The sequence below is a fragment of the Snodgrassella alvi wkB2 genome (assembly GCF_000600005.1).
Classification (GTDB): domain Bacteria; phylum Pseudomonadota; class Gammaproteobacteria; order Burkholderiales; family Neisseriaceae; genus Snodgrassella; species Snodgrassella alvi.
Genome location: NZ_CP007446.1, coordinates 1,961,484 through 1,982,800 on the forward strand (window position 1 = coordinate 1,961,484; position 21,317 = coordinate 1,982,800).

13 protein-coding genes and 1 tRNA gene are annotated in these 21,317 nt (G+C 41.2%); 8 read left to right on the forward strand and 6 right to left on the reverse strand.

The window, feature by feature from the left end; genetic code table 11:
• Nucleotides 1-579: 579 nt before the first annotated feature.
• Together SALWKB2_RS08870 and SALWKB2_RS08875 are read right to left on the reverse strand one after the other, a co-directional pair.
• The gene (locus SALWKB2_RS08870) at nt 580-1,677 is read right to left on the reverse strand and encodes a porin (protein WP_025331320.1); all 1,098 of its coding nucleotides are present in this window, start codon (nt 1,675-1,677) and stop codon (nt 580-582) included.
• Nucleotides 1,678-2,195: 518 nt separating this feature from the next.
• On the reverse strand, nt 2,196-4,955 hold the full coding sequence (locus SALWKB2_RS08875) for an Rne/Rng family ribonuclease (RefSeq protein ID WP_025331321.1): 2,760 nt from the start codon (nt 4,953-4,955) through the stop codon (nt 2,196-2,198).
• Nucleotides 4,956-5,520: 565 nt separating this feature from the next.
• On the opposite strand from SALWKB2_RS08875, the gene SALWKB2_RS08880 reads away from it, so the two are divergent.
• Nucleotides 5,521-6,516, forward strand: coding sequence for an RluA family pseudouridine synthase (locus tag SALWKB2_RS08880; protein ID WP_025331322.1), 996 nt, complete (start codon nt 5,521-5,523; stop codon nt 6,514-6,516).
• Nucleotides 6,517-6,548: 32 nt separating this feature from the next.
• On the opposite strand, the gene galU is transcribed toward SALWKB2_RS08880, so the two are convergent.
• Together galU and SALWKB2_RS08890 are read right to left on the reverse strand one after the other, a co-directional pair.
• Complete coding sequence (galU, locus tag SALWKB2_RS08885) at nt 6,549-7,430, reverse strand: UTP--glucose-1-phosphate uridylyltransferase GalU (RefSeq protein WP_025331323.1); 882 nt, start codon at nt 7,428-7,430, stop codon at nt 6,549-6,551.
• A gap of 169 nt (nt 7,431-7,599) precedes the next feature.
• Entirely contained in the window at nt 7,600-9,249 is a 1,650-nt protein-coding gene (locus SALWKB2_RS08890; protein ID WP_025331324.1) for a dihydroxyacetone kinase subunit DhaK, read from the reverse strand.
• Between the two features lie 444 nt (nt 9,250-9,693).
• Here SALWKB2_RS08890 and sppA point away from each other — a divergent pair, with 444 nt between their 5' ends.
• The 4 genes from sppA to cysE all read left to right on the forward strand — a co-directional run bounded on the left by sppA (nt 9,694) and on the right by cysE (nt 14,521).
• Nucleotides 9,694-10,653, forward strand: a complete 960-nt coding sequence (gene sppA / locus SALWKB2_RS08895) for a signal peptide peptidase SppA (protein ID WP_025331325.1) — start codon at nt 9,694-9,696, stop codon at nt 10,651-10,653.
• 259 nt (nt 10,654-10,912) lie between these two features.
• The gene (locus SALWKB2_RS08900) at nt 10,913-11,983 is read left to right on the forward strand and encodes a quinone-dependent dihydroorotate dehydrogenase (RefSeq protein ID WP_025331326.1); all 1,071 of its coding nucleotides are present in this window, start codon (nt 10,913-10,915) and stop codon (nt 11,981-11,983) included.
• Between the two features lie 217 nt (nt 11,984-12,200).
• Entirely contained in the window at nt 12,201-13,697 is a 1,497-nt protein-coding gene (gene rng, locus SALWKB2_RS08905; RefSeq protein ID WP_038649004.1) for a ribonuclease G, read from the forward strand.
• 29 nt (nt 13,698-13,726) lie between these two features.
• The gene (gene cysE / locus SALWKB2_RS08910; protein ID WP_025331328.1) at nt 13,727-14,521 is read left to right on the forward strand and encodes a serine O-acetyltransferase; all 795 of its coding nucleotides are present in this window, start codon (nt 13,727-13,729) and stop codon (nt 14,519-14,521) included.
• 230 nt (nt 14,522-14,751) lie between these two features.
• On the opposite strand, the gene SALWKB2_RS08915 is transcribed toward cysE, so the two are convergent.
• Nucleotides 14,752-14,828, reverse strand: a tRNA-Met gene (locus SALWKB2_RS08915).
• 262 nt (nt 14,829-15,090) lie between these two features.
• Between SALWKB2_RS08915 and ychF the strand changes: the two genes are divergently transcribed.
• The 3 genes from ychF to argG all read left to right on the forward strand — a co-directional run bounded on the left by ychF (nt 15,091) and on the right by argG (nt 19,294).
• Nucleotides 15,091-16,182 carry a redox-regulated ATPase YchF gene (gene ychF, locus SALWKB2_RS08920; protein ID WP_025331329.1) on the forward strand — a complete coding sequence of 364 codons (1,092 nt, stop codon included), beginning with the start codon at nt 15,091-15,093 and terminating at the stop codon, nt 16,180-16,182.
• A 453-nt stretch (nt 16,183-16,635) separates the two neighbouring features.
• On the forward strand, nt 16,636-17,901 hold the full coding sequence (gene tyrS, locus SALWKB2_RS08925) for a tyrosine--tRNA ligase (protein WP_025331330.1): 1,266 nt from the start codon (nt 16,636-16,638) through the stop codon (nt 17,899-17,901).
• Nucleotides 17,902-17,941: 40 nt separating this feature from the next.
• Complete coding sequence (gene argG, locus SALWKB2_RS08930; RefSeq protein WP_025331331.1) at nt 17,942-19,294, forward strand: argininosuccinate synthase; 1,353 nt, start codon at nt 17,942-17,944, stop codon at nt 19,292-19,294.
• Nucleotides 19,295-19,719: 425 nt separating this feature from the next.
• Here argG and SALWKB2_RS08935 read toward each other — a convergent pair whose 3' ends face one another.
• Nucleotides 19,720-20,817: a hypothetical protein gene (locus tag SALWKB2_RS08935; RefSeq protein WP_025331332.1), complete on the reverse strand. Its 1,098-nt coding sequence runs from the start codon at nt 20,815-20,817 to the stop codon at nt 19,720-19,722.
• Nucleotides 20,818-21,317: the final 500 nt, after the last annotated feature.

The window sequence follows — 21,317 nt, forward strand, 5'->3', positions numbered from 1 at the left end:
TTTTATGCTTCAGAAAAGAATTGTATAGAAAAGTCATTTACAACAACCGGAGAATTAATTTATAAATATCCTTGACCGGAACCACAATACTGCTAAACCATTTTTTAATTGTGTTCAGTTAAACCAGTACTGTTAAGATAAATATCTGGTTTATTTTTTTTGAATTCTCATTGATTTCTGAACTTAATTACAAATAATTATTGAATTTAAATAATAACTTATACCAGTATATACTCATCACAATCTAATAATTCAGTAATATCAATATCTATATTTTTTATAAAAATAATAATTTCTATTTAGTTTTTCTATATCAATAATTTATCAGAGTGTTTCCATACTTATTTATCTAAAAATGATTTATTTAGATATAACTTTAATCATTAGGTTTCGATGTATTCATACCGAAATTCTGAAAGGAATACCGAGAATGAAATGCAGAAGAACCAGCTGTTAAATAATTTGGGATAGCATTTTATTTATATTGTTAAAAAATTAATCCCTGATTGAAGAACAAACTAAACCGTTCTTCAATCAGGGATTAGACTCAAATACTAATCAGTAAGAATTAAACACTAATTAGAATGTGTGTTTCAGACCAACGCCGACAGCGGTAGTTTTGTCTTTACCAAGACCTTCGCCGTTACCTTCACGCAACCAGCCTGCCTGTACGTTAGCAGTGGTACGTTTAGAGAAGTCATAATCAGCACCTAACACAACCTGATCGTATTTGGTGTTTTTCTCTTTGTCACCGTTAATTTTTACATCCCAGCCATGAGCATAGGAAATTTTCGGGAAAATATTACCAAAGTGATAACCAACAGTCAGAGCTGCTTCCTGTCCCTGGTTATCCAAAGTTAAATTGTGGTCACCAATGCTACCAACACTTGCTTCTTTTAAACCTCTGTAGTATGAAGTAGTGTTTTTAGTATACTGATATCCAACACCTACAAACCAATTATTGGCATCATAACCACCTTCAACACGGTGTACCTGACCATCTTTCAGATCTGTTGTCAGATCATCATCAACTTTAACAGCAGAATTTTTCAGGTAGTCAAAACCGTATTTAGCAAACCAGCCAGAATTTTGGTAGTTCAAACCAAGGCTGTATTTCTCACCGGTACCGATACCAGCTGCGTACTCAGCAGGACGATCACCACCGTTTACGTTATCACGCGGAGAGTACAATAAGTTGAAGCTGAAACCAGCCCATTCCGGAGAATCATAAGCAATACCTACATAACGGGCATCAGTACGGGTGAATTTACCCAGACCCAATGCTTCATTGTTGTATTCCCATGCATCAACGATGTCCATATTAGCATTCATCTGATTGCTGATACGACCAGCGCGAACAGTACCGTATTTAGTTTCCAAACCTAAGAAAGAGTCACGGTTAGCCCAGCCATCAGATCCGCCATTACTATTACCCAAATGAATGCGGGATTCAACCTGCCAGATAGCTTTCAGACCGTTACCCAGGTCTTCAGAACCTTTGAAACCGATACGTGAACCGTAGTCACCAATACCATTCTGGTACGGACCGCGGGTTTCGCCACTGGTTTTAGTAGAAGAAACTTCATAGCCTGCTTTCATTTGGCCATACAAAACAACCTCAGCCATAGCGGCAACCGGCAAAGTGGTCAAAGCCAAAGCAATCAGGGTTTTTTTCATTGCTGTATTCCTTTTCTATGTCGAAAAAACAAACTTCAAAAACCTAATGAAGAGCTTTTAAAGTTTTGCATTAATCGCCGCATTAGCGATTTCATGGCTGTCAATATAATGCTTTAGTTGCAAAAAAACAAATTCATTTGCAAACACACAACACTTTTGACCAATCCTACTGCGGCAAATAATAGGTAAATAACAATATTTTCAATTATATTCAATGAATTATATATAAAATAATCCATTAAAATAAAATATTTTCAGTTTTTAAAAGTGTTGCACTTTTTCAACACAATAACTGAATTAAATAATCAGTCTGAGCAGCTATTGTATCAGAGGTAACTTATTGTCACCTGTGCAAAATACGTTCCAATAACTGCTTAATTGGTTACCAGTATTATATAAATTAATAAGTAATTTATAAATATCATTCTTAATTCAGCATGATATTTTCTCAGAAGCGCTGATGGTATTCATACAAACGAAATACTAATCATTTAGCTACCAAAAGCGCGCACATCTGTCTATGCTCTGGTTTCAACCTGTTCCATGGCTGCCGGTGTGACAGCAGCATCCGTCTTGCTAAGCATAATATCTTTACGCCGCAGTTTAGACTGCACCGGAACCGGCTCTGCATCATTACCGGTTAAAACTGCCTTATCCGCACTGGTCTCAACCAGTATCAGCCCGCCTTGTTCAGCAATACGGCACAAACTGTTATCTGCATCTGTGCTGGTAATCATTATTTCAGGCTCAGTTGTAATTGCCTCTTGAGTCCGAATAATAGTCTCAGTACCAACAATATCTGCTTTATCAACAGCAGATAATTGCTGCTCTGTTTCTAACTGTGCCAGCACATGTGTAATAGCCTGCTTTGCCTGTGCGACTGCATTTTGCACGATTACATCATGAGTTTCACTCAACGTATTCGGTTGCGCTGAATAAATACTAATACGATGAATATCTTTTTCAGGATTGAGTACATGCTCAGCAGTTAACTGTATTTGCGCAGTAATAGCAGCAATATCAATATTTCGACTTATTTTTCTGGCAGAAACAATGTAGTTGCGTTTTTTCTTACCATTCTGTCGACGGCTGTTTTTATCATGCCGTGCTTTATGCCGTTCATTTTTCGATCCAGTATCTGTCAGAGTAATAATCAGAGGATCTCCGGTCTGAGTTTCGTCAACCGGATTAATTATATTAACCTGTTGCACAGGCATTTCATTTTTGCCTGATGTCCGCTGACGACGTCTGCGCGAGGTATTCTGCTCCTGTTTAAAAGTATTTTGTTCCTGAACTGAATCAGCTACTGTATCTGCCTGTGCAGTTGCATATCTGTCAGCACGCTTTTCTTCACGCCGGTTACGATTCTCACTGGCTGACCGATTAGTTATTTCCGGATCAGTTGATACTTTATTGTTATTGGTACTATTACTTTTGGAGGCTGAATCAGTATTTTTAGCCAACCGGCCGGCACGTGCCTGACGGCGTTCTTGTGTCTGTGATTTCTGATTTTTTTTCTGATGCGTGGTTTTGACAGTTTTTTCTGCTACCGTACGATCTGATGCAGCAGATTCAACCGCTTTTCCACCCAGCAGATTACCCAGCCAGCCAGTCAGTTTTTTCCACATACCTACTGATTCAGTTTTACCTGTAGCAGTTTTCTCAATAACCGGAGCAGGCTGAGTATGATGAATTCCTTTAACAGCCGCCTCTGGCTTAACCGGTTTATTCTGACCAATAGAAAAAGGCAGTTCGCCTATATTTTCCGGTTCCTGTACCTGATGGTAGCTGGGAACGGTATTTTCTTCCACATTATCGGTACGTACACGGGTCACGCTGTAATGCGGATTTTCCAGATGAATATTCGGAATCAGCAATACACATACATCCAGGCGTTCTTCCAGACCAAACAGTTCAGCACGTTTTTCATTCAGCAGAAAAGTAGCCACATCCACCGGTACCTGTACCCGTACTTCAGCGGTGTTATCTTTCATTGACTCTTCCTGAATGATGCGCAGGATGTGTAATGCAGTTGATTCAATACTGCGGATAAAACCAGTGCCGGCACAGCGCGGACAAATGGTATGACTACTTTCTCCCAATGATGGTTTCAGGCGTTGTCTGGATAATTCCATTAAACCAAAGCGGGACAATTTAGCCATTTGTACCCGGGCACGGTCTTTTTTCAGCGCTTCACGCAGGGTAATTTCTACATCACGCTGATTTTTACTGTTCTCCATGTCAATGAAGTCGATAACTACCAGTCCGCCCAGGTCACGCACACGCATCTGCCGTGCAACCTCTTCAGCAGCCTCCATATTGGTTTTGAAAGCAGTATCTTCAATATCCGCACCACGGGTTGCTCTGGCAGAGTTAACATCTATGGATACCAATGCTTCGGTGTGGTCGATAACTATAGCACCACCGGATGGCAAAGCAACTTCACGCGAAAACGCAGACTCAATCTGCTGCTCTATCTGAAAACGGGAAAACAGCGGAATATGGTCGGTATAATGCCGCAACCGGTTAATATAGGCTGGCATCACATAAGACATAAACTCACGAATCTGATCATACACTTCCTGAGAGTCAATCAGAATTTCCCCGATATCCGGCTGGAAATAATCGCGAATGGCACGAATAAGTAAGGAACTTTCCATAAACAGCAGGTAAGGCTCACTATGCTGCTGTGCCGCCTGCTCAATTGCCCGCCACAACTGAATCAGATAATTAAGATCCCACTGTAATTCTTCGGTACTGCGTCCAATACCGGCTGTACGTGCAATCAGGCTCATTCCGCGCGGTGTATCAAGCTCACTCATTGCCTGCTTGAGCTCCTGCCGGTCTTCTCCTTCAATACGACGGGAAACACCGCCGCCACGCGGATTGTTCGGCATCAGTACCAGATAGCGTCCGGCCAGACTGATAAAAGTGGTCAGAGCTGCGCCTTTATTACCGCGCTCATCTTTTTCCACTTGTACAATGACTTCTATACCTTCTGAAAGTACATCCTGAATCCGGACACGGCCACCTTCATAATTCTGAAAATAGCTGCGTGAGATTTCTTTAAATGGTAAGAAACCATGACGGTCTGTGCCATAGTCTACAAAACATGCTTCCAGAGAAGGTTCGATACGGGTGATGACACCTTTATAGATATTGCCTTTACGCTGTTCTTTCCCCAGCGTTTCGATGTCAAGGTCAAGCAGACTTTGCCCATCCACAATAGCCACACGCAGCTCTTCCGCCTGTGTAGCATTGAATAACATTCGTTTCATGAAAACCTCGTTGTGTGCACTGACGAGGCGTTGTAATTAGTATTTGACACCCATAGCCTTGCCCGATTAAGTCATTCGCGGCAAACTAAACAGGCTTTCATCATAAAGAAGGTGTAAAGATCATATCCGCCATTCAGCATCATAATTCCTGCTAAACAGGGTGTGTCCGGTATCCGATCAGTATGGATTGGACACTTAACTGGGGTAGCCATTCTTCTGTTATTCTGTCAGGTGCTCGGGCACATTAGCGGCTGCGTTTTCAGGTTTTGTCCTGCCTGATCACGTCTGAAGCCGTGGCTTGCCACCTGATGGAGTCAAACTTAATCACTAACCCTTGCTGCTGACGGCTGGTCAGCAACACGGGGAAATACGCCTGCAACAGTGCGTTTTTCCGGTAAATACGTTAACATTTCATTATTTACAGCCAAATTGCGCTTTCAGGCACTTTTTCAGCTTCGGGCAAAATGCGGCCATTTTTAGTTCAGTTCAGTCTGCCAACACGATATTTGGCCATGACCACTGATGACTTTTATTTATTTATAAAAGCTTACGGATTATAAGCAATATGACGGTTTTAAGCAAAGATTCAGTGCAGTTTTTATCTGTCTGTGCAGAAAGTGCCGGTCAGAGACTGGATAATTATTTAATACGGGAATTAAAAGGAGTACCGAAAAGTCATATTCAGCGCATTATTCGTAGCGGGGAAGTCCGGCTGAACAAAAAACGCTGTAAAGGAACAGACCGGATTCAGGTCAATGATGAGATCCGTTTACCTCCTATTCGCATTGCAGCCAGACACGCATCCGCAACAACTCTGGCTATTCCGGCTCAGAAATTTACGGTTGTTTATGAAGATGATGTATTACTTGTGATTAACAAACCAGCCGGTATTGCTGTACATGGCGGCAGTGGTATTAGTTTTGGCGTCATTGAGCAGCTGCGCCGCGCCCGCCCTGAGTCCCGTTATCTGGAGCTGGTTCACCGGCTGGATAAAGATACCAGTGGCTTGCTGATGATAGCCAAAAAACGCAGTGCTTTGGTCAAACTGCATGAATCAATTCGCCAGAATCATCCGCATAAAGTGTATCTGGCTCTGGCCATTGGCAACTGGCCGGAAAATATACGGCAAGTTAAACTTCCACTACTGAAATATACCGGTGCACAAGGAGAAAAAATGGTACGTATCGCCGGCAATACTCAGGAAGGACAACGGGCACATACGCAGTTCCGGATACTGCAACGTTATGCTGGCGAGCAATTACACCATCTGGGCATCAGAGCATTAACACTTATGGAAGCAACACTTAAAACTGGCCGCACCCACCAGATACGTGTTCATATGCAATCACAGTTATGCCCTATTGCCGGAGATGAGCGTTATGGTGATTATCAGATAAATAAGCGCCTGCAAAAAGCCGGGCTGAAAAGAATGTTTTTACATGCTGCTGAATTAACGCTGGCTCATCCGGTTAGTGGCGATATTTTACAGCTTACCGCTCCTTTACCGGATGATCTGCAACTATTCCTGAATCATTTGCCAAAAACACCTGGCAAAATGTAAACGATGTTTATATCTATCTGTATCGGCTTGTATCAAAATGCTTGCTGCTGCAGCCATTGTCTGAGTGCGGTACCACATTGATTGTGACGCAGACTATATTCAATGAAAGTTTTCATATAGCCAAGTTTGTTACCGCAATCATGTGAATAACCCTGAATCACAAAAGCATCTACAGCTTCCTGCTGCATCAGGGCGGCGATGGCATCAGTAAGCTGAATCTCGCCTCCTGCACCGGGCAGTGTTTTTTCCAGCTTAGACCAGATACCGGCTGAAAGTACATAACGGCCAACCACAGCCAGATCAGACGGAGCCTGTTCTGTTGAAGGTTTTTCGACAATGGCACTCATCCTGATGCTGTTTCCAGAGTCAGCCTGCTGACCATTACAATTAACAATACCGTATTTATTAACTTCACTCATCGGTACACCTTCAACCATAATCTGGCTGCGCTGTGTAGTCCGGAACTGTTTTAGCATTGCAGCCAGATTATCTGTAGCCAGATTACAGGCTTTTTCATCTATCAGCACATCTGGCAGTAAAACAGCAAATGGTTCATCACCAATAACTGAACGAGCACACAGCATTGCATGACCCAAACCTTTAGCTTCACTTTGACGGACTTGTATTATTTGCATTCCACGAGGTAATACGTTCCGGATTTCATCCAATAATGTCATTTTACCCTTGTTCTGCAACTGTGTTTCCAACTCAAATGCTGTATCAAAGTGGTTTTCAATTGCCGCTTTAAATGCATGGTTAACCAGAACAATTTCATTAATTCCTGCAGCAGCACATTCCTGAACGATATATTGAATTAATGGTTTATCGGCCACAGTCAGCATTTCTTTTGGAATAGCTTTTGTGGCTGGTAACATACGTGTACCTAATCCTGCTACAGGAATTACTGCTTTCATCTAATTCTATCCTATTAAAATAGTATAAATATATTATTTAAAATAATATTATTTTAAAACAAAAAATTACTAGCTTAATTTAACATAAAATATGTCATAGATATTACCCGTTTATTATTCAGAATCAAAATTAATTTATGAGTAATATCTAAACACTTTAACCTTCATTTTACAGCTTAATCTGTAACTTACCCAGTGCAGTAAACACCTCAGCCACTGCCACTGCCCCCGGATCAGGCACTCCGGCGAGATTTTGCTGATTAACGTAAGATGAACGCCCTGCTCCGGCTTTATGTATACCAGCAGTTTTTTCTGCTCCCTCTCTGGCTGCCTGTATGGCGGCAGAAAAATTCCGGTTCTGCCATACATCTAACGCCGGTTGTAATGCGTCAATCAGAGTTCGGTCACCTATATCTGCACCACCATAATGTTTCATTTGTGCCAGCCCGTTTAATAATGCATCTACCAGCGTACCGCCTGTCTGTAATTTCTGACCGGCTGCGGTGAAAAAAATCGACATCAATACTCCGCTTGAACCACCCATAACAACAGACAGTCGCTCGCCAATGCACAACAACAGTTGAGGCAAATCATTTAACGGTAGGTGTTTTTGTGCCAGCTGCGAGGCTATAGCATGAGCAGCATGAGCAAATGTACTTCCAGTATCGCCATCACCTACTTTTGCATCCAGAGCATTAAGCTGATTTTCCAGCCGGATCAAAGTATCAGTAATGACAGTAATATATTCTGCTATCCGGGCATTTTCGGATGGAATATAAACTGACTGTTTATATTCAGTTTCACATACTACGGTTTTTAGTGGCTGTAAAACTACGGGTTTCTGCCATCCCTGTGTTTCTACGGGCGCATTAAGTGCCTTACTAAAGTAATCGTTCAGCTTAAGCAAGGAAAGTGAAAAACCTTTCATATCCAAGGAAGTTACCAGTGATGCAGGACCAATCAGTAAATCTGTCTGTTTACTAATAGCTGAATGCGCTAACTCACGTGTCAGTACGGCCATTTCTAGCGCAGACACACCGCCCAGATTATTAATTAAAACAGCAAAACGGCCTGCCCCGGCTGACTTTGATAATGCCTGAACCAGTGTATCGATCAGTATTTTGCTATTGTGTGTATCCTCTACTGAAGCACCCGGTTCGCCATGAATACCCAGACCAAGTTCAACCTGTCCAGCTTTAATTCGTCTTTCTTCTGTATAGTCCGGCAAATTACAGGTCTGCATGGCTACACCTAAGCTATACAAATTATCACAGGTTTGCTGTGCTATCTCGCGTACCTGAGATAAGGATTTACCTTCCTCTGCCGCATAACCTGCTATCTTGTGCACCAGTACTGTACCGGCAATACCGCGGGGTTGTCTGTTTTCCGGCAGAGAAATATCATCTGCAACAATAACCATCTCCACATTTATCCCATGACTTTTAGCCTTTTCTGCCGCCAGTCCGAAATTCAGCCGGTCTCCGGTATAATTTTTGACAATTAACAAACAACCTTGTTCACCCGTTACCGCCATAATTGCGCTAAATACCGCATCGACGCTGGGCGAAGCAAATAAATCTCCGCACACTGCTGCAGTTAACATACCTTTGCCAACAAAACCAGCATGTGCGGGCTCATGACCGGAACCACCGCCGGAAATAACTGCTACTTTGCTTTTATCCCAGTCATTACGCATCACTACCCGAATTGCCGGGTCCGTATCCAGCCTGACAAGGTTACCTTCAGGTGCGGAAATAATTAAACCCTCAATCGCCTCATTAACCAGTTGTTTACGGTCGTTAAAAAAGAATCTGGACATGATTTTCCAAGTTTTAATTACAAAATGACAAACATGAATGATGCTGAATACAGACTAAGCACATTAAACGGACTAATCGATTTCATCCTTCGAATATACAGATATCAGTACCAACAGACTCAGCTTCAGTTTCGATACAATGTTTAAATTTATCTATAAAATACAGTACCGGATGTAGTACAACAACTTCCTTTATTCTATTGTTTCAGCTTACTAACTATCGTCTGATTTAACTTGCTCCGGCTAATAGCTGCGCTATTATAATTTAGACACTCATACAGATAAAGCTTGACCCGAATTCTTAAACAATAAGAACATAGACAAATATTAATTCAGATATAATTAGATTCTGGTTTAATTTCAGATATAAACCACTTTACACAATCAACAGAGCTGACAGAAACAGAATAGACTGACACAGACTAACAGCAGAGAATAAAGCAAATGACAATCAAAATTAATGGATCAGGGTCGACAAATGGCAATCCTGAAAAAAATAGCAGCTGGGAACGCAATATGCTGGAGAAGCTGTTACTTGAAGTATACCGCGAACAACGGCGCAATCGAATCTGGCGCTGGGTCTGGCGATTACTCTGGCTGTGCATTATTATTTTTATCATTACAGCAGCGATGGGAAGCTCAATACCTAATAGTCCGCACACAGCAGTTATTAATCTAAGTGGTGTGATCAGCAGCGAGAATAATCAGGCAGAATTATTACGTAAAAGCCTTAAAACAGCCTATGGGAATAAAAATGTTAAAGGCATTATCATTCGTGCCAACAGCCCGGGCGGCTCACCGGTCATTTCCAGTATTGCCTATGAAGAAATCCGACACCTGAAAGCAAAACATCCGAAGATACCTTTATATGTTGTAACTGAGGATATGTGTGCCTCCGGTTGTTATTATATTGCCAGTGCTGCAGATAAAATTTATGCAGATCCGTCCAGCCTTGTCGGCAGTATCGGTGTTATTGGCAGCAGTTTTGATTTTACAGGTCTGATCGACAAACTTGGAATTAAACGCCGGGTAAAAATAGCCGGCAACAATAAAGACATGGGTGATCCATTTGTGCCGGAAACCCCGGAACAGGCGGAAATCTGGCAACAAATGCTAAGCAGTATTCATAAGCAATTCATTCAGGCGGTGCAGCAGGGGCGTGGTGACCGATTAAAAGTTGCTGATAATCCGGACATATTCAGCGGTCGTGCTTATACCGGTGAAGAAGCTAAAGCAGTCGGACTAGTAGATGATTTTGGCAATATTTACACAGTTGCCCGCGATGTTATTAAAGCTCCGGAACTGGTAGATTACACTGCTGAAACCAGCTGGAAACGCTTCGGACGAAGCATAGGCAGCACATTACAGCAGAATATTCAGGGTATGACTGATAAACCATGGTGATATCTGTCAATAACCACACTAATTAACAGATATTCTGATTATTATGCCCGTTTATGCTTTCTGCTCTGAATTACAGAACCATAAACGGGTATATTGTTATATATCATCAGATGAAGAGGTTATTGTTATAAAACATAAAATATTTATCAGCAGCAATTAAATAATTTATTCACCTACGCATACCGAATTTGATTATTTTCCACCCGAATTGATAGTGTTGTTGGTTATAATATTTCTTCCTTTTTCAATCATCAATATCATGTATCCTATTATTAAACCATTGCTATTCAGACTGGATCCTGAAAAAGCCCATTACCTGACATTAAAATCGCTGCAATGGTTACATCGTTATCATTGTGGTTTTTTACTGGGATGCAAACCAGGCTTCTCATTCATGCAGAAAAATACCAATGGTATTTTTCCTGACAACAATATTAACAATACTACAACTCTGATGGGACTAACGCTCCCCAATCCTGTAGGACTGGCTGCCGGTCTGGATAAAAATGGTGAATATATTGATGCACTTGCTATGCTGGGATTTGGTTTTATAGAAGTAGGCACTGTGACACCTCTACCTCAGGCAGGCAATCCTAAGCCGCGGTTATTCAGATTACCAAAGCAACAGGCAATTATTAATCGTATGGGCTTTAACAATTATGGTATTGATACTTTAATCAATAATATTGCAAATAGCAGGTATCGCGGCATATTGGGGATTAATATTGGCAAAAATGCTGCCACACCGATTGAAAAAGCAGTGGATGATTATCTGATTTGTCTGGAAAAAGCCTACCCACATGCCAGTTATGTCACTGTTAATATTTCTTCACCCAACACACGTGATTTACGCAGCCTGCAAAGTGCCGGAGAGCTGGACAGATTATTAAACCACCTCAAAAACCGTCAGGCCCAGCTGGCTACTCAGCAAAGCCGCTATGTGCCTATTGCCATCAAAATTGCTCCTGATCTGGATGAAGAGCAAATTGAAGCCATTGCAGAGGTTGCATTGAATACTCAAATAGACGGAATTATTGCCACCAATACTACTATAGACAAAACTCCTTTGGGTACGCATAAATTTACTCAGGAAACTGGTGGGTTGTCTGGTCATCCCGTACAGACACAGAGTAATTACGTTCTGAATCAGTTATCTGCACACATTAATACACAAATTCCGCTTATCGGTACAGGGGGTATTATAACCGGAGCGGATGCCGCAGAAAAAATCCGTCTTGGTGCTGCCGCCGTCCAGTTATATTCAGGTCTGATTTTTCGTGGTCCTCAGTTAGTTGCCGAATGTATCAAGAGCTGCTCACGGTTAAAATAACGGGTGTGCTATTACATAAATACTACTAATTTAAGTTTTTATATTTATTAGCAGACTACTTTGCCAGACAACTGTATGCAACTGCGTTTGGCAGGAAACTCTTGCCTGCGCTATGATGTCAATCGCACTATACAAACAGACCAGATTACTTTGTACAGTTTTTATCTGTACAGATGGAGACTGCACAAAGTGATTTGATTAAATTGAAAGCTCCATCATGCATAACAGCGACATATCGCTGCCGAAGGATATTCAGCGGCCGGCTGAAACGGTACTGGTAAATATTACTCCGCAAGAAACCAGAGTAGCCGTAATGGAAGAAAATACGTTGTGTGAAATTCATATTGAACGTAATTGCGGCCATGGTCTGGTAGGCAATATTTATCTGGGTGTGGTGCGCCGTGTATTACCCGGTATGCAAAGCGCCTTTATTGATATCGGACTGGAACGTGCCGCTTTTCTGCATATTGTTGATGTACTCGAGCAGCGTCAGCAACCAGAGCAGATTCAGCGTATTGAACACACGCTGCATGAAGGACAATCAATTGTTGTACAGGTCATCAAAGACCCGATTAATACTAAAGGCGCACGTCTGTCTACCCAGATATCACTGGCTGGACGTTTTCTCGTATATCTGCCTCAGGATGAGCATATCGGCATCTCACAGCGTATTGAAGACGAAGAGGAACGCAACCAGTTACGTGAACGGCTGGAAAATCTGTTACCGGCGGATGCTGCCCATGGCTATATTATCCGTACCAGTGCCGAAAATGCCACTGATGCAGAATTGCAGGCTGATATCAATTATCTGACCAAGCGATGGCAGCATATTCAGCAACTATCCAAAACCTGTCCGCCTGAAACATTACTGTATCAGGATTTACCCCTGAGTTTACGTGTATTGCGTGATATGTACAGTGACAATATCAATCACATTATTGTGGATTCAACCAGCCATTATCAACGCATGCACGAATTTGCCACGAATTATTCTCAGGGTGCACTGGATAAATTGCAATTATTTAAGGATGATTGTCCGTTATTTGAAAAATACAATATCGAAGCCAAAATTAACCGCTCTCTGCAACCACGGGTGAATCTGGATTTTGGCGGTTATATTATTATTGAGCCGACAGAAGCTATGACTACCATTGATGTAAATACGGGCGGTTTTGTCGGCGCACGCAATTTTGAAGAAACTATCTTTAAAACCAATCTGGAAGCCTGCCATGTGATTGCACGTGAACTGCGTTTACGCAATCTGGGGGGAATTATCATTATTGATTTTATCGATATGACCAACGAAACACACCAGCAGGAAATTCTGACCGAGCTGGCTCAAGCGCTGGCCTACGACCGTACCCGCGTTACACTTAACGGTTTTACCAGTTTAGGTCTGGTAGAGCTAACACGCAAACGTACCCGGGAAAATCTGACCCAGATACTGTGTGAACCCTGTCCTGTCTGTCAGGGGCGTGGTCGCATCAAAACAGCACAAACTATGTGCTATGAGATTTTGCGCGAAATAGTATGCGAATCACGTCGTCCTGATATTAAGCAATTGCGCATACTAGCCTCTCCCAGCGTCATAGATTTATTTCTGGATGAGGAAGCCGATTCTTTGAAAATGCTAAGTGATTTTATTGACAAGCCGATTGCTCTGGCAGTAGAAACCACTTACACTCAGGAACAATATGATATTGTGATTCAATAAATTTAATCTGCAAACGAGAAATTAAACATATGAATTTACCTGATGCTGCTCAGGCTGAAAACCTGTGGCAAACCATTCGTCATGAAACCGAAATAGCAGTCAGCAATGAACCTATACTGGCCAGCTTTCTGCACTTGAGTGTATTACGTCATAAAAATTTTGCCCGCATGCTGGCCTTTCATCTGTCTACCAAAATGTCCAGTGCTGTAATGGATGCGCGGGCATTATTCGAGATTTATCTGGAGGCCTTACATCAGGATACTTCTATTATTCATGCAGCCCTGGCAGATATTGTTGCCTATTATGAACGCGATCCCGCCTGTGAAACCTATAGTTTACCATTATTGTATTACAAAGGTTTTCACGCCATACAGACCCATCGCATTAACCACTGGCTCTGGCAACAGAATCGCCATACTCTAGCCTATTTTTTACAAAATCGTGCTTCAGAAGTTTTAGGAGTTGATATCCATCCTGCTGCTTCAATGGGCTATGGAATTATGATTGACCACGGTACGGGTGTGGTTATTGGCGAAACAGCGGTGCTGGGTAATAATATTTCGCTGTTACACGGTGTTACTCTGGGTGGCTCCGGTAAACAAAGCGGTGACAGGCATCCGAAAATCAGTGACGGTGTCATGATCGGAGCCAATGCCTCTGTATTAGGCAATATTCGTGTACATACCTGCGCCAAAGTAGGTGCCGGCAGTGTCGTAGTTAATGATGTTCCGGAATATTCAACAGTAGTAGGCGTACCTGCGCGCGTTATCAGCAAAACAGATAATCATGAAAGTCCTGCTCAGGAAATGGATCAAAGAATTTAATTTGAATAAGCAAAAGTACGCAATAGTTAATGTTAACCAGAAAATTCTACATAAATCTGTATTTAAGATCACAGGCAGCAAAATAAACAGCTGCCTGTATTTTACAGTTTACCAATAAATCCGGAAAACATCTGCGCAGGAAACAGTCAGGGCAATCAAATTATATGCCATATGAATAAAATAACATAGATAATAAAAAACGCAAACTCAACCAGAGCTTGCGATTTATTTGGTGGCGAATCAGGGATTCGAACCCCGGACACAAGGATTATGATTCCTCTGCTCTAACCGACTGAGCTAATTCGCCGTATCTCATTTCAAGAGAGACGCAATTATACGATATTTTTCTGATTATGCAAGCACTCAAAAAGAAAAAATTTTTATTTTATTGTTTTTATAAATCATTTTATATGACTTCAATTCATACAGTATTTATCTGGCGTTTAAAGAGCGATAAATGCGCATTTAAAGGAGAATAACACAGTGTTTTACCGGTTTGGCACAGGTATCTGCATGCTTTATGATACAATTCAGCCATTTTTAAATATCGCCTGTTTTCAAGGAATATCATGAGTTTGAAATGTGGCATTGTGGGTTTACCCAATGTAGGCAAATCTACCCTGTTTAACGCCCTTACCCAGTCTGGTATTGAAGCTGCCAATTATCCTTTCTGTACTATTGAGCCTAATGTCGGTATTGTTGAAGTGCCGGATGATCGCATGGAAGAACTGGCTAAAATCGTTAATCCCAAACGAACCCAGCCGGCCATCGTTGAATTTGTCGATATTGCCGGACTGGTAGCCGGAGCCAGTAAAGGCGAAGGTCTGGGTAATCAGTTTCTGGCCAATATCCGTGAAACTGATGCCATCGTAAACGTTGTGCGCTGCTTTGATGATGATAACATTGTGCATGTTTCCGGAAAGGTAGATCCGATTTCGGATATTGAAGTCATTGGTACCGAGTTGGCACTTGCAGATTTGGCCAGTGTAGAAAAAACCATCATACGCGAAAGCAAAAAAGCCAAATCCGGTGATAAAGAAGCACAAAAACTGGTGGCCATTCTGGAACGCTTACAACAACATCTACTTGAAGGTAAACCCGTACGCTCGGCAGGACTCGATCAGGATGAGCTAACACTGATTAAACCTTTATGTCTGCTTACTGTAAAACCGGCAATGTATGTAGCCAACGTAGCTGAAGACGGCTTTGATAACAACCCGCATCTGGAACGTCTGCAACAACTGGCGGCACATGAAAATGCACCTGTTGTTGCACTATGTGCAGCAATGGAAAGCGAAATTGCCGATCTGGATGAGGCTGATAAAGCCGAATTTCTGCAAGAAATGGGTTTAAAAGAACCAGGGCTGAATCGCCTGATTCGCGCCGGCTACGACTTACTCGGTTTGCAAACCTATTTTACTGCCGGCGTTCAGGAAGTCAGAGCATGGACCATCCATAAAGGCGATACAGCCCCTCAGGCTGCCGGTGTTATTCATACCGATTTTGAACGTGGTTTTATCCGTGCTCAGGTTATTGCTTACGAAGATTTCATTGCCTGCGGAGGTGAAGCCAAAGCTAAAGAGGCCGGTAAAATGCGTGCTGAAGGCAAGGAATACATCGTAAATGATGGTGATGTAATTCATTTTCTGTTTAACGTATAACCATTAATCTCTTTAAACCAGCTATATTCTTATCCAGAATGTAGCTGGTTTATGCATTTCGGTTAATAATAAATTTATTTTTTAGCCTGACATATCGAATCCCATCGGTTCGGTTATCTAAACTATCTGCCGGCAACCAATAAAAATCAGCCTTGATATTGATTATCCATATGATTTATCTATTATAAATATCACCATACCAATTTATAAACAGAAACTGAAAAAGTATTTCCGGCCACTACCAAACTAATGAATTATCTATTTATTACAACCACAAATGCAGCAATAAACAAATCGTGTAAAATAATGCATCATTATTATTAGGCGGTAAAACAGACTAACCACCCAAAACCAGCAAAAATATGATATTGCTATTTTGTTTTTATGAGCAGTCTGAGCCAGACAAACTTTATTTTAGCCAATTTATTTAATTTGAAAGAACAAAATCCAACCATGACCAGCGTTGTTCACGACTTACAGCAACGAGGCCTGATAGCTCAAACCACTGATGCTCAGGCTCTTGATACATTATTAAACGAAAAGAAAATTACTCTGTACTGTGGTTTCGACCCGACAGCCGACAGTCTGCATATCGGTCACCTGTTACCTATTCTGGTTTTACGCCGCTTTCAACTGGCCGGACATACACCAATTGCGCTGGTAGGAGGTGCCACTGGTATGATTGGTGATCCGAGCTTCAAGGCACAGGAACGTTCACTCAACACTTTAGAAACCGTACAGGACTGGGTAGCCAAAATACGCGCGCAGCTACAACCATTCCTTAGCTTCAGTGGTGACAATGCCGCCATTATGGCAAATAATTTTGACTGGTTCGGCAGCATGAATTGTCTGGATTTTCTGCGCGATATCGGCAAACATTTTTCTGTAAATGCCATGCTGAACAAAGAGTCAGTAAAACAGCGTCTAAGCCGTGATGATGTAGGTATTTCATTTACCGAATTTGCCTATGCTCTGCTCCAAGGTTACGATTTTGCTGAACTGTATCGCCGCCACGGTGCCGTATTGCAAATCGGCGGTTCGGATCAGTGGGGTAATATCACCGGAGGGATTGACCTCTCCCGCCGGCTGCATCAGGCTACCGTTTATGGTTTGACACTACCACTAGTAACTAAAGCTGACGGAACAAAATTTGGTAAAACCGAAGGTGGTGCAGTCTGGCTGAGTGCAGAAAAAACCTCTCCTTACCAGTTTTATCAGTTCTGGTTAAAAGTTGCTGATGCGGATGTATATAAATTCCTCAAATATTTTACTTTCCTCAGTGTGGCAGAGATAGAAGCCATTGAAGCCAGCGATCAGGCTAGTGACAGTAAGCCACAGGCACAGCGCATTCTGGCAGAGGAAATGACCCGCCTGATTCATGGTGAAGAAGCTCTGGCTGCAGCTCAGCGTATTTCTGCCAGTCTGTTTGCCGAAGATCAGAGTGCACTTACTGAAAGCGATTTTCAGCAATTATCTCTGGATGGCTTACCAGCATTTCCGGTCACCGAATCCATCAATATCGTGCAGGCCTTAACTACTGCGTCACTGGCCAAATCCAATAATGAAGCACGCGGCTTTATCAGTCAGGGAGCAGTCATGGTTAACGGGCAAAAAATTGACAGTGCTGATTACGTATTCAGCAGCAATGATAAACGTTTCGGGCACTACACCATTTTGCGGCGTGGTAAACGCAACCATGCACTACTGGTATGGCAATAAATTTTCATATTTTGCAAATACATCACTCAAGGGAGTTAATATGAGTAACCACAGCACTATTCTGCAACACCTGCCCGTTGGCGAAAAAGTCGGCATTGCTTTTTCCGGCGGGCTGGATACCTCTACAGCATTACTCTGGATGAAACTGAAAGGCGCTTTACCCTATGCCTATACAGCTAATCTGGGACAGCCTGATGAAGATGATTATGATGCAATTCCGCAAAAAGCACTTGAATACGGAGCTCAAAAAGCCCGTTTGATTGATTGCCGTACACAGCTGGCGCATGAAGGTATTGCTGCAATACAAAGCGGAGCATTCCATGTACATACAGGTGGTATGCCTTATTTTAATACTACCCCGCTGGGACGGGCTGTTACCGGCACAATGCTGGTAGCCGCAATGAAAGAAGACGATGTACATATATGGGGAGATGGTTCCACCTATAAAGGCAATGATATTGAACGCTTCTATCGCTACGGGTTGTTAACCAATCCGGCTTTACGCATCTACAAGCCATGGCTGGATCAACAGTTTATTGATGAGCTGGGCGGACGGCATGAAATGTCTGAATTTCTGATTGCTCAGGGTTTTGACTATAAAATGTCTGTTGAAAAAGCCTACTCAACCGACTCCAATATGCTCGGTGCTACCCACGAAGCTAAAGATCTGGAAATGCTCAATAGCAGCATGAAAATCGTACAGCCGATTATGGGCGTGGCTTTCTGGGATGAACAGGTAAACATTCCGGCTGAAGAAGTAAGTGTGCGGTTTGCAGAAGGTGTACCGGTAGCTTTAAATGGTGTTGAATACCATGATCCGGTAGAGCTGATTCTGGAAGCCAACCGTATTGGCGGCCGGCATGGTCTTGGCATGACAGACCAGATTGAAAATCGTATTATTGAGGCTAAATCACGCGGTATTTATGAAGCACCGGCAATGGCATTGCTGCATATTGCTTATGAACGCCTGCTTACCGGCATCCATAACGAGGATACGATTGAACAGTACCGTATTAATGGTCTGCGTCTGGGCAGACTGCTGTATCAGGGACGCTGGTTTGATTCACAGGCACTTATGCTGCGTGAAACTGCGCAACGCTGGGTAGCCAAAGCCATTACCGGTGAAGTTACGCTGGAATTACGCCGCGGTAATGATTACTCTATTCTCAATACCGAATCATCCAATCTTACTTATCAGCCGGAGCGGTTAAGCATGGAAAAAGTAGATAATGCTGCCTTTTCTCCTGCCGACCGCATCGGCCAGCTTACCATGCGTAATCTAGATATTATCGATACCCGTAATAAACTGGGTATATATACTCAGAGCGGGCTATTATCAGTAAGTCAGGATGCACTGCTACCTCAGTTAACTGATAAAAAAGATATTTTATAAAAATCTATCATTTCTAGAACCGGATAATATTAATTTATTATCCGGTTTTTTATTTACTCACATAATAAATTGCAACAATAAATAATACGATTTAATTATTTATCAAAGAACAAACCGTATCTATAGTAGCCCCCGGCTGTACCAGAATTAATATATGCTAAATGATTAGAAGGTAGTAAAATCCATGCTTCTTCAATATTATCTTCCTCTCTGAGATACCGCGAACAGTATTCCTTACTGTTAATTTCCTTTTTACTATAGCTTGTTCCGCTAATTCCTACTTGTCGCGAAACAGCTTCAACCAACCCATCGGGCTTTTTATATTGTTATAAGAAAGAATATTTGTTAATTCATCCTTTTTGGAATGAGAAGAAATATAAAATTTTTCAAAGATAACTAATAGAAAAATAAAACTATTGTTATCTTTATTTTTCTACCCAACTTAAATATTGTGACCAGCCCGGATCAAATTCGCACTCAATTTTAACTGAAAGGGTTTTATACTGGTCTGCCAGACGTTGTGCCAATGCGATAGCTGATTGTTTATCCTGTACATGCCATAACATGGTTCTTACGCCCTGATAAAAGGTATTTTGACAATGAATGCCCTGTTTATTAAATCGTAGAGCCGGATTAATAGTATCTTCTAGCTCATAAACCAGAGATAAATTTTCCTTACTATCCACATCGGCTGTTATAGTTAAAGCATAGCAATAATTGAAATCACCTACCAATACATCGGCTGTCTCATTTCTTTGCACAAGTCTTTTGTTATCAGGATCATTTTGATCAATGATTTCAAATACATTCCATCTATCCTCTTTATCAGAAAGAGGAAAAATACCTGTATGCTTTAATTTATCTTGCCATAACTGATCAAACACCGTTACAAATTCAATAAGAGGTACAGCGGCTGCCTCTTTGGGAATTTCTAAAAAGTTGACACACCCGATTTTAATAGAAAAATCATATTCTCCTAATGCATGATCAAGCAAGATAAATGCAGTCGACTGGGCGATTTGCTTCTTCTCTTCAGGAATAGTTTTACCAAACGCAATTTCCAAAGAGATTTTGCGATATTCTTTATGATGATAAATCAATAAATCAGCCGGGCTCAATGAAAGAGAATGATCATGATGCGTTATAGAGAATGCATCCAGATTTTCAATCCGCGTCCTAAATGCTTCTATTTCAAAAAAATTCAGATCCGGTGCATTTTTAACGATTCGTATCACCAGCTCAAACAGCTCAATTCGGCCTTCAGCCGTAAAAATTATTTTATGATGTTTTTTATCTCCTCGTGTAAGCTCAGCAATAACATTTAATTGATTATCTATTAAAAGATTATTGAGATTTTCCATGATAGAGATTGGCTCTAGCGTATTAAATGTTTGCTCAGATGCTTTTACCTGTGTCCAGAATGTTTGAATAGCAACAGATATTTTATCTGGAGCGATTGATTTATCTTGTACTGATTGAATATCAGAATTTGATTTTTTTCTCCAGAATTTTTTAAAAAACATAAAGCTCCCCCTTAATTGATTGATAAAAACCATACCAGATAAGTGCCTGAGTATAAGTTAAAAATTGGTCATATTTTTCTTTTATCATAATTTTTATGATATATATCAGGCTATAAATAAATTTTCATTTATACAATATCTTAATGATGAATGATAGTTTATAACATATATAAATCATATACTTGACTGAATTCAATCCACAAACGAGCAAAAAAATAAAGATCAATTCAAGTTTTTTAGCCATATGAAGACATAAACACATATTTTGACAGGCTTAGCACTACCAATCTTTGACATGACAGCATAAAAACTTGATATAGTGTCTGGGGCTATTTTATGGGATACAGAAATTAATCAATTTAATTTAATTAGGAAAGAAATTAACTATTGTAAGAAATATATATTCAGCTTACCTTGAAAAACTATAGTATAGATAAATAGTACAAATAAATCATTTTAAATAAATAATGGAAAATATCAACATATTATCCTATAAATAG

What these genes read in the sequence shown, in the direction of transcription:
- SALWKB2_RS08870 (WP_025331320.1), bottom strand. Translation starts at nt 1,677, where the DNA reads ATGAAAAAAACCCTGATTGCTTTGGCTTTGACCACTTTGCCGGTTGCC.
- SALWKB2_RS08875 (WP_025331321.1), bottom strand. Translation starts at nt 4,955, where the DNA reads ATGAAACGAATGTTATTCAATGCTACACAGGCGGAAGAGCTGCGTGTG.
- SALWKB2_RS08880 (WP_025331322.1), top strand. Translation starts at nt 5,521, where the DNA reads ATGACGGTTTTAAGCAAAGATTCAGTGCAGTTTTTATCTGTCTGTGCA.
- galU (WP_025331323.1), bottom strand. Translation starts at nt 7,430, where the DNA reads ATGAAAGCAGTAATTCCTGTAGCAGGATTAGGTACACGTATGTTACCA.
- SALWKB2_RS08890 (WP_025331324.1), bottom strand. Translation starts at nt 9,249, where the DNA reads ATGTCCAGATTCTTTTTTAACGACCGTAAACAACTGGTTAATGAGGCG.
- sppA (WP_025331325.1), top strand. Translation starts at nt 9,694, where the DNA reads ATGACAATCAAAATTAATGGATCAGGGTCGACAAATGGCAATCCTGAA.
- SALWKB2_RS08900 (WP_025331326.1), top strand. Translation starts at nt 10,913, where the DNA reads ATGTATCCTATTATTAAACCATTGCTATTCAGACTGGATCCTGAAAAA.
- rng (WP_038649004.1), top strand. Translation starts at nt 12,201, where the DNA reads ATGCATAACAGCGACATATCGCTGCCGAAGGATATTCAGCGGCCGGCT.
- cysE (WP_025331328.1), top strand. Translation starts at nt 13,727, where the DNA reads ATGAATTTACCTGATGCTGCTCAGGCTGAAAACCTGTGGCAAACCATT.
- ychF (WP_025331329.1), top strand. Translation starts at nt 15,091, where the DNA reads ATGAGTTTGAAATGTGGCATTGTGGGTTTACCCAATGTAGGCAAATCT.
- tyrS (WP_025331330.1), top strand. Translation starts at nt 16,636, where the DNA reads ATGACCAGCGTTGTTCACGACTTACAGCAACGAGGCCTGATAGCTCAA.
- argG (WP_025331331.1), top strand. Translation starts at nt 17,942, where the DNA reads ATGAGTAACCACAGCACTATTCTGCAACACCTGCCCGTTGGCGAAAAA.
- SALWKB2_RS08935 (WP_025331332.1), bottom strand. Translation starts at nt 20,817, where the DNA reads ATGTTTTTTAAAAAATTCTGGAGAAAAAAATCAAATTCTGATATTCAA.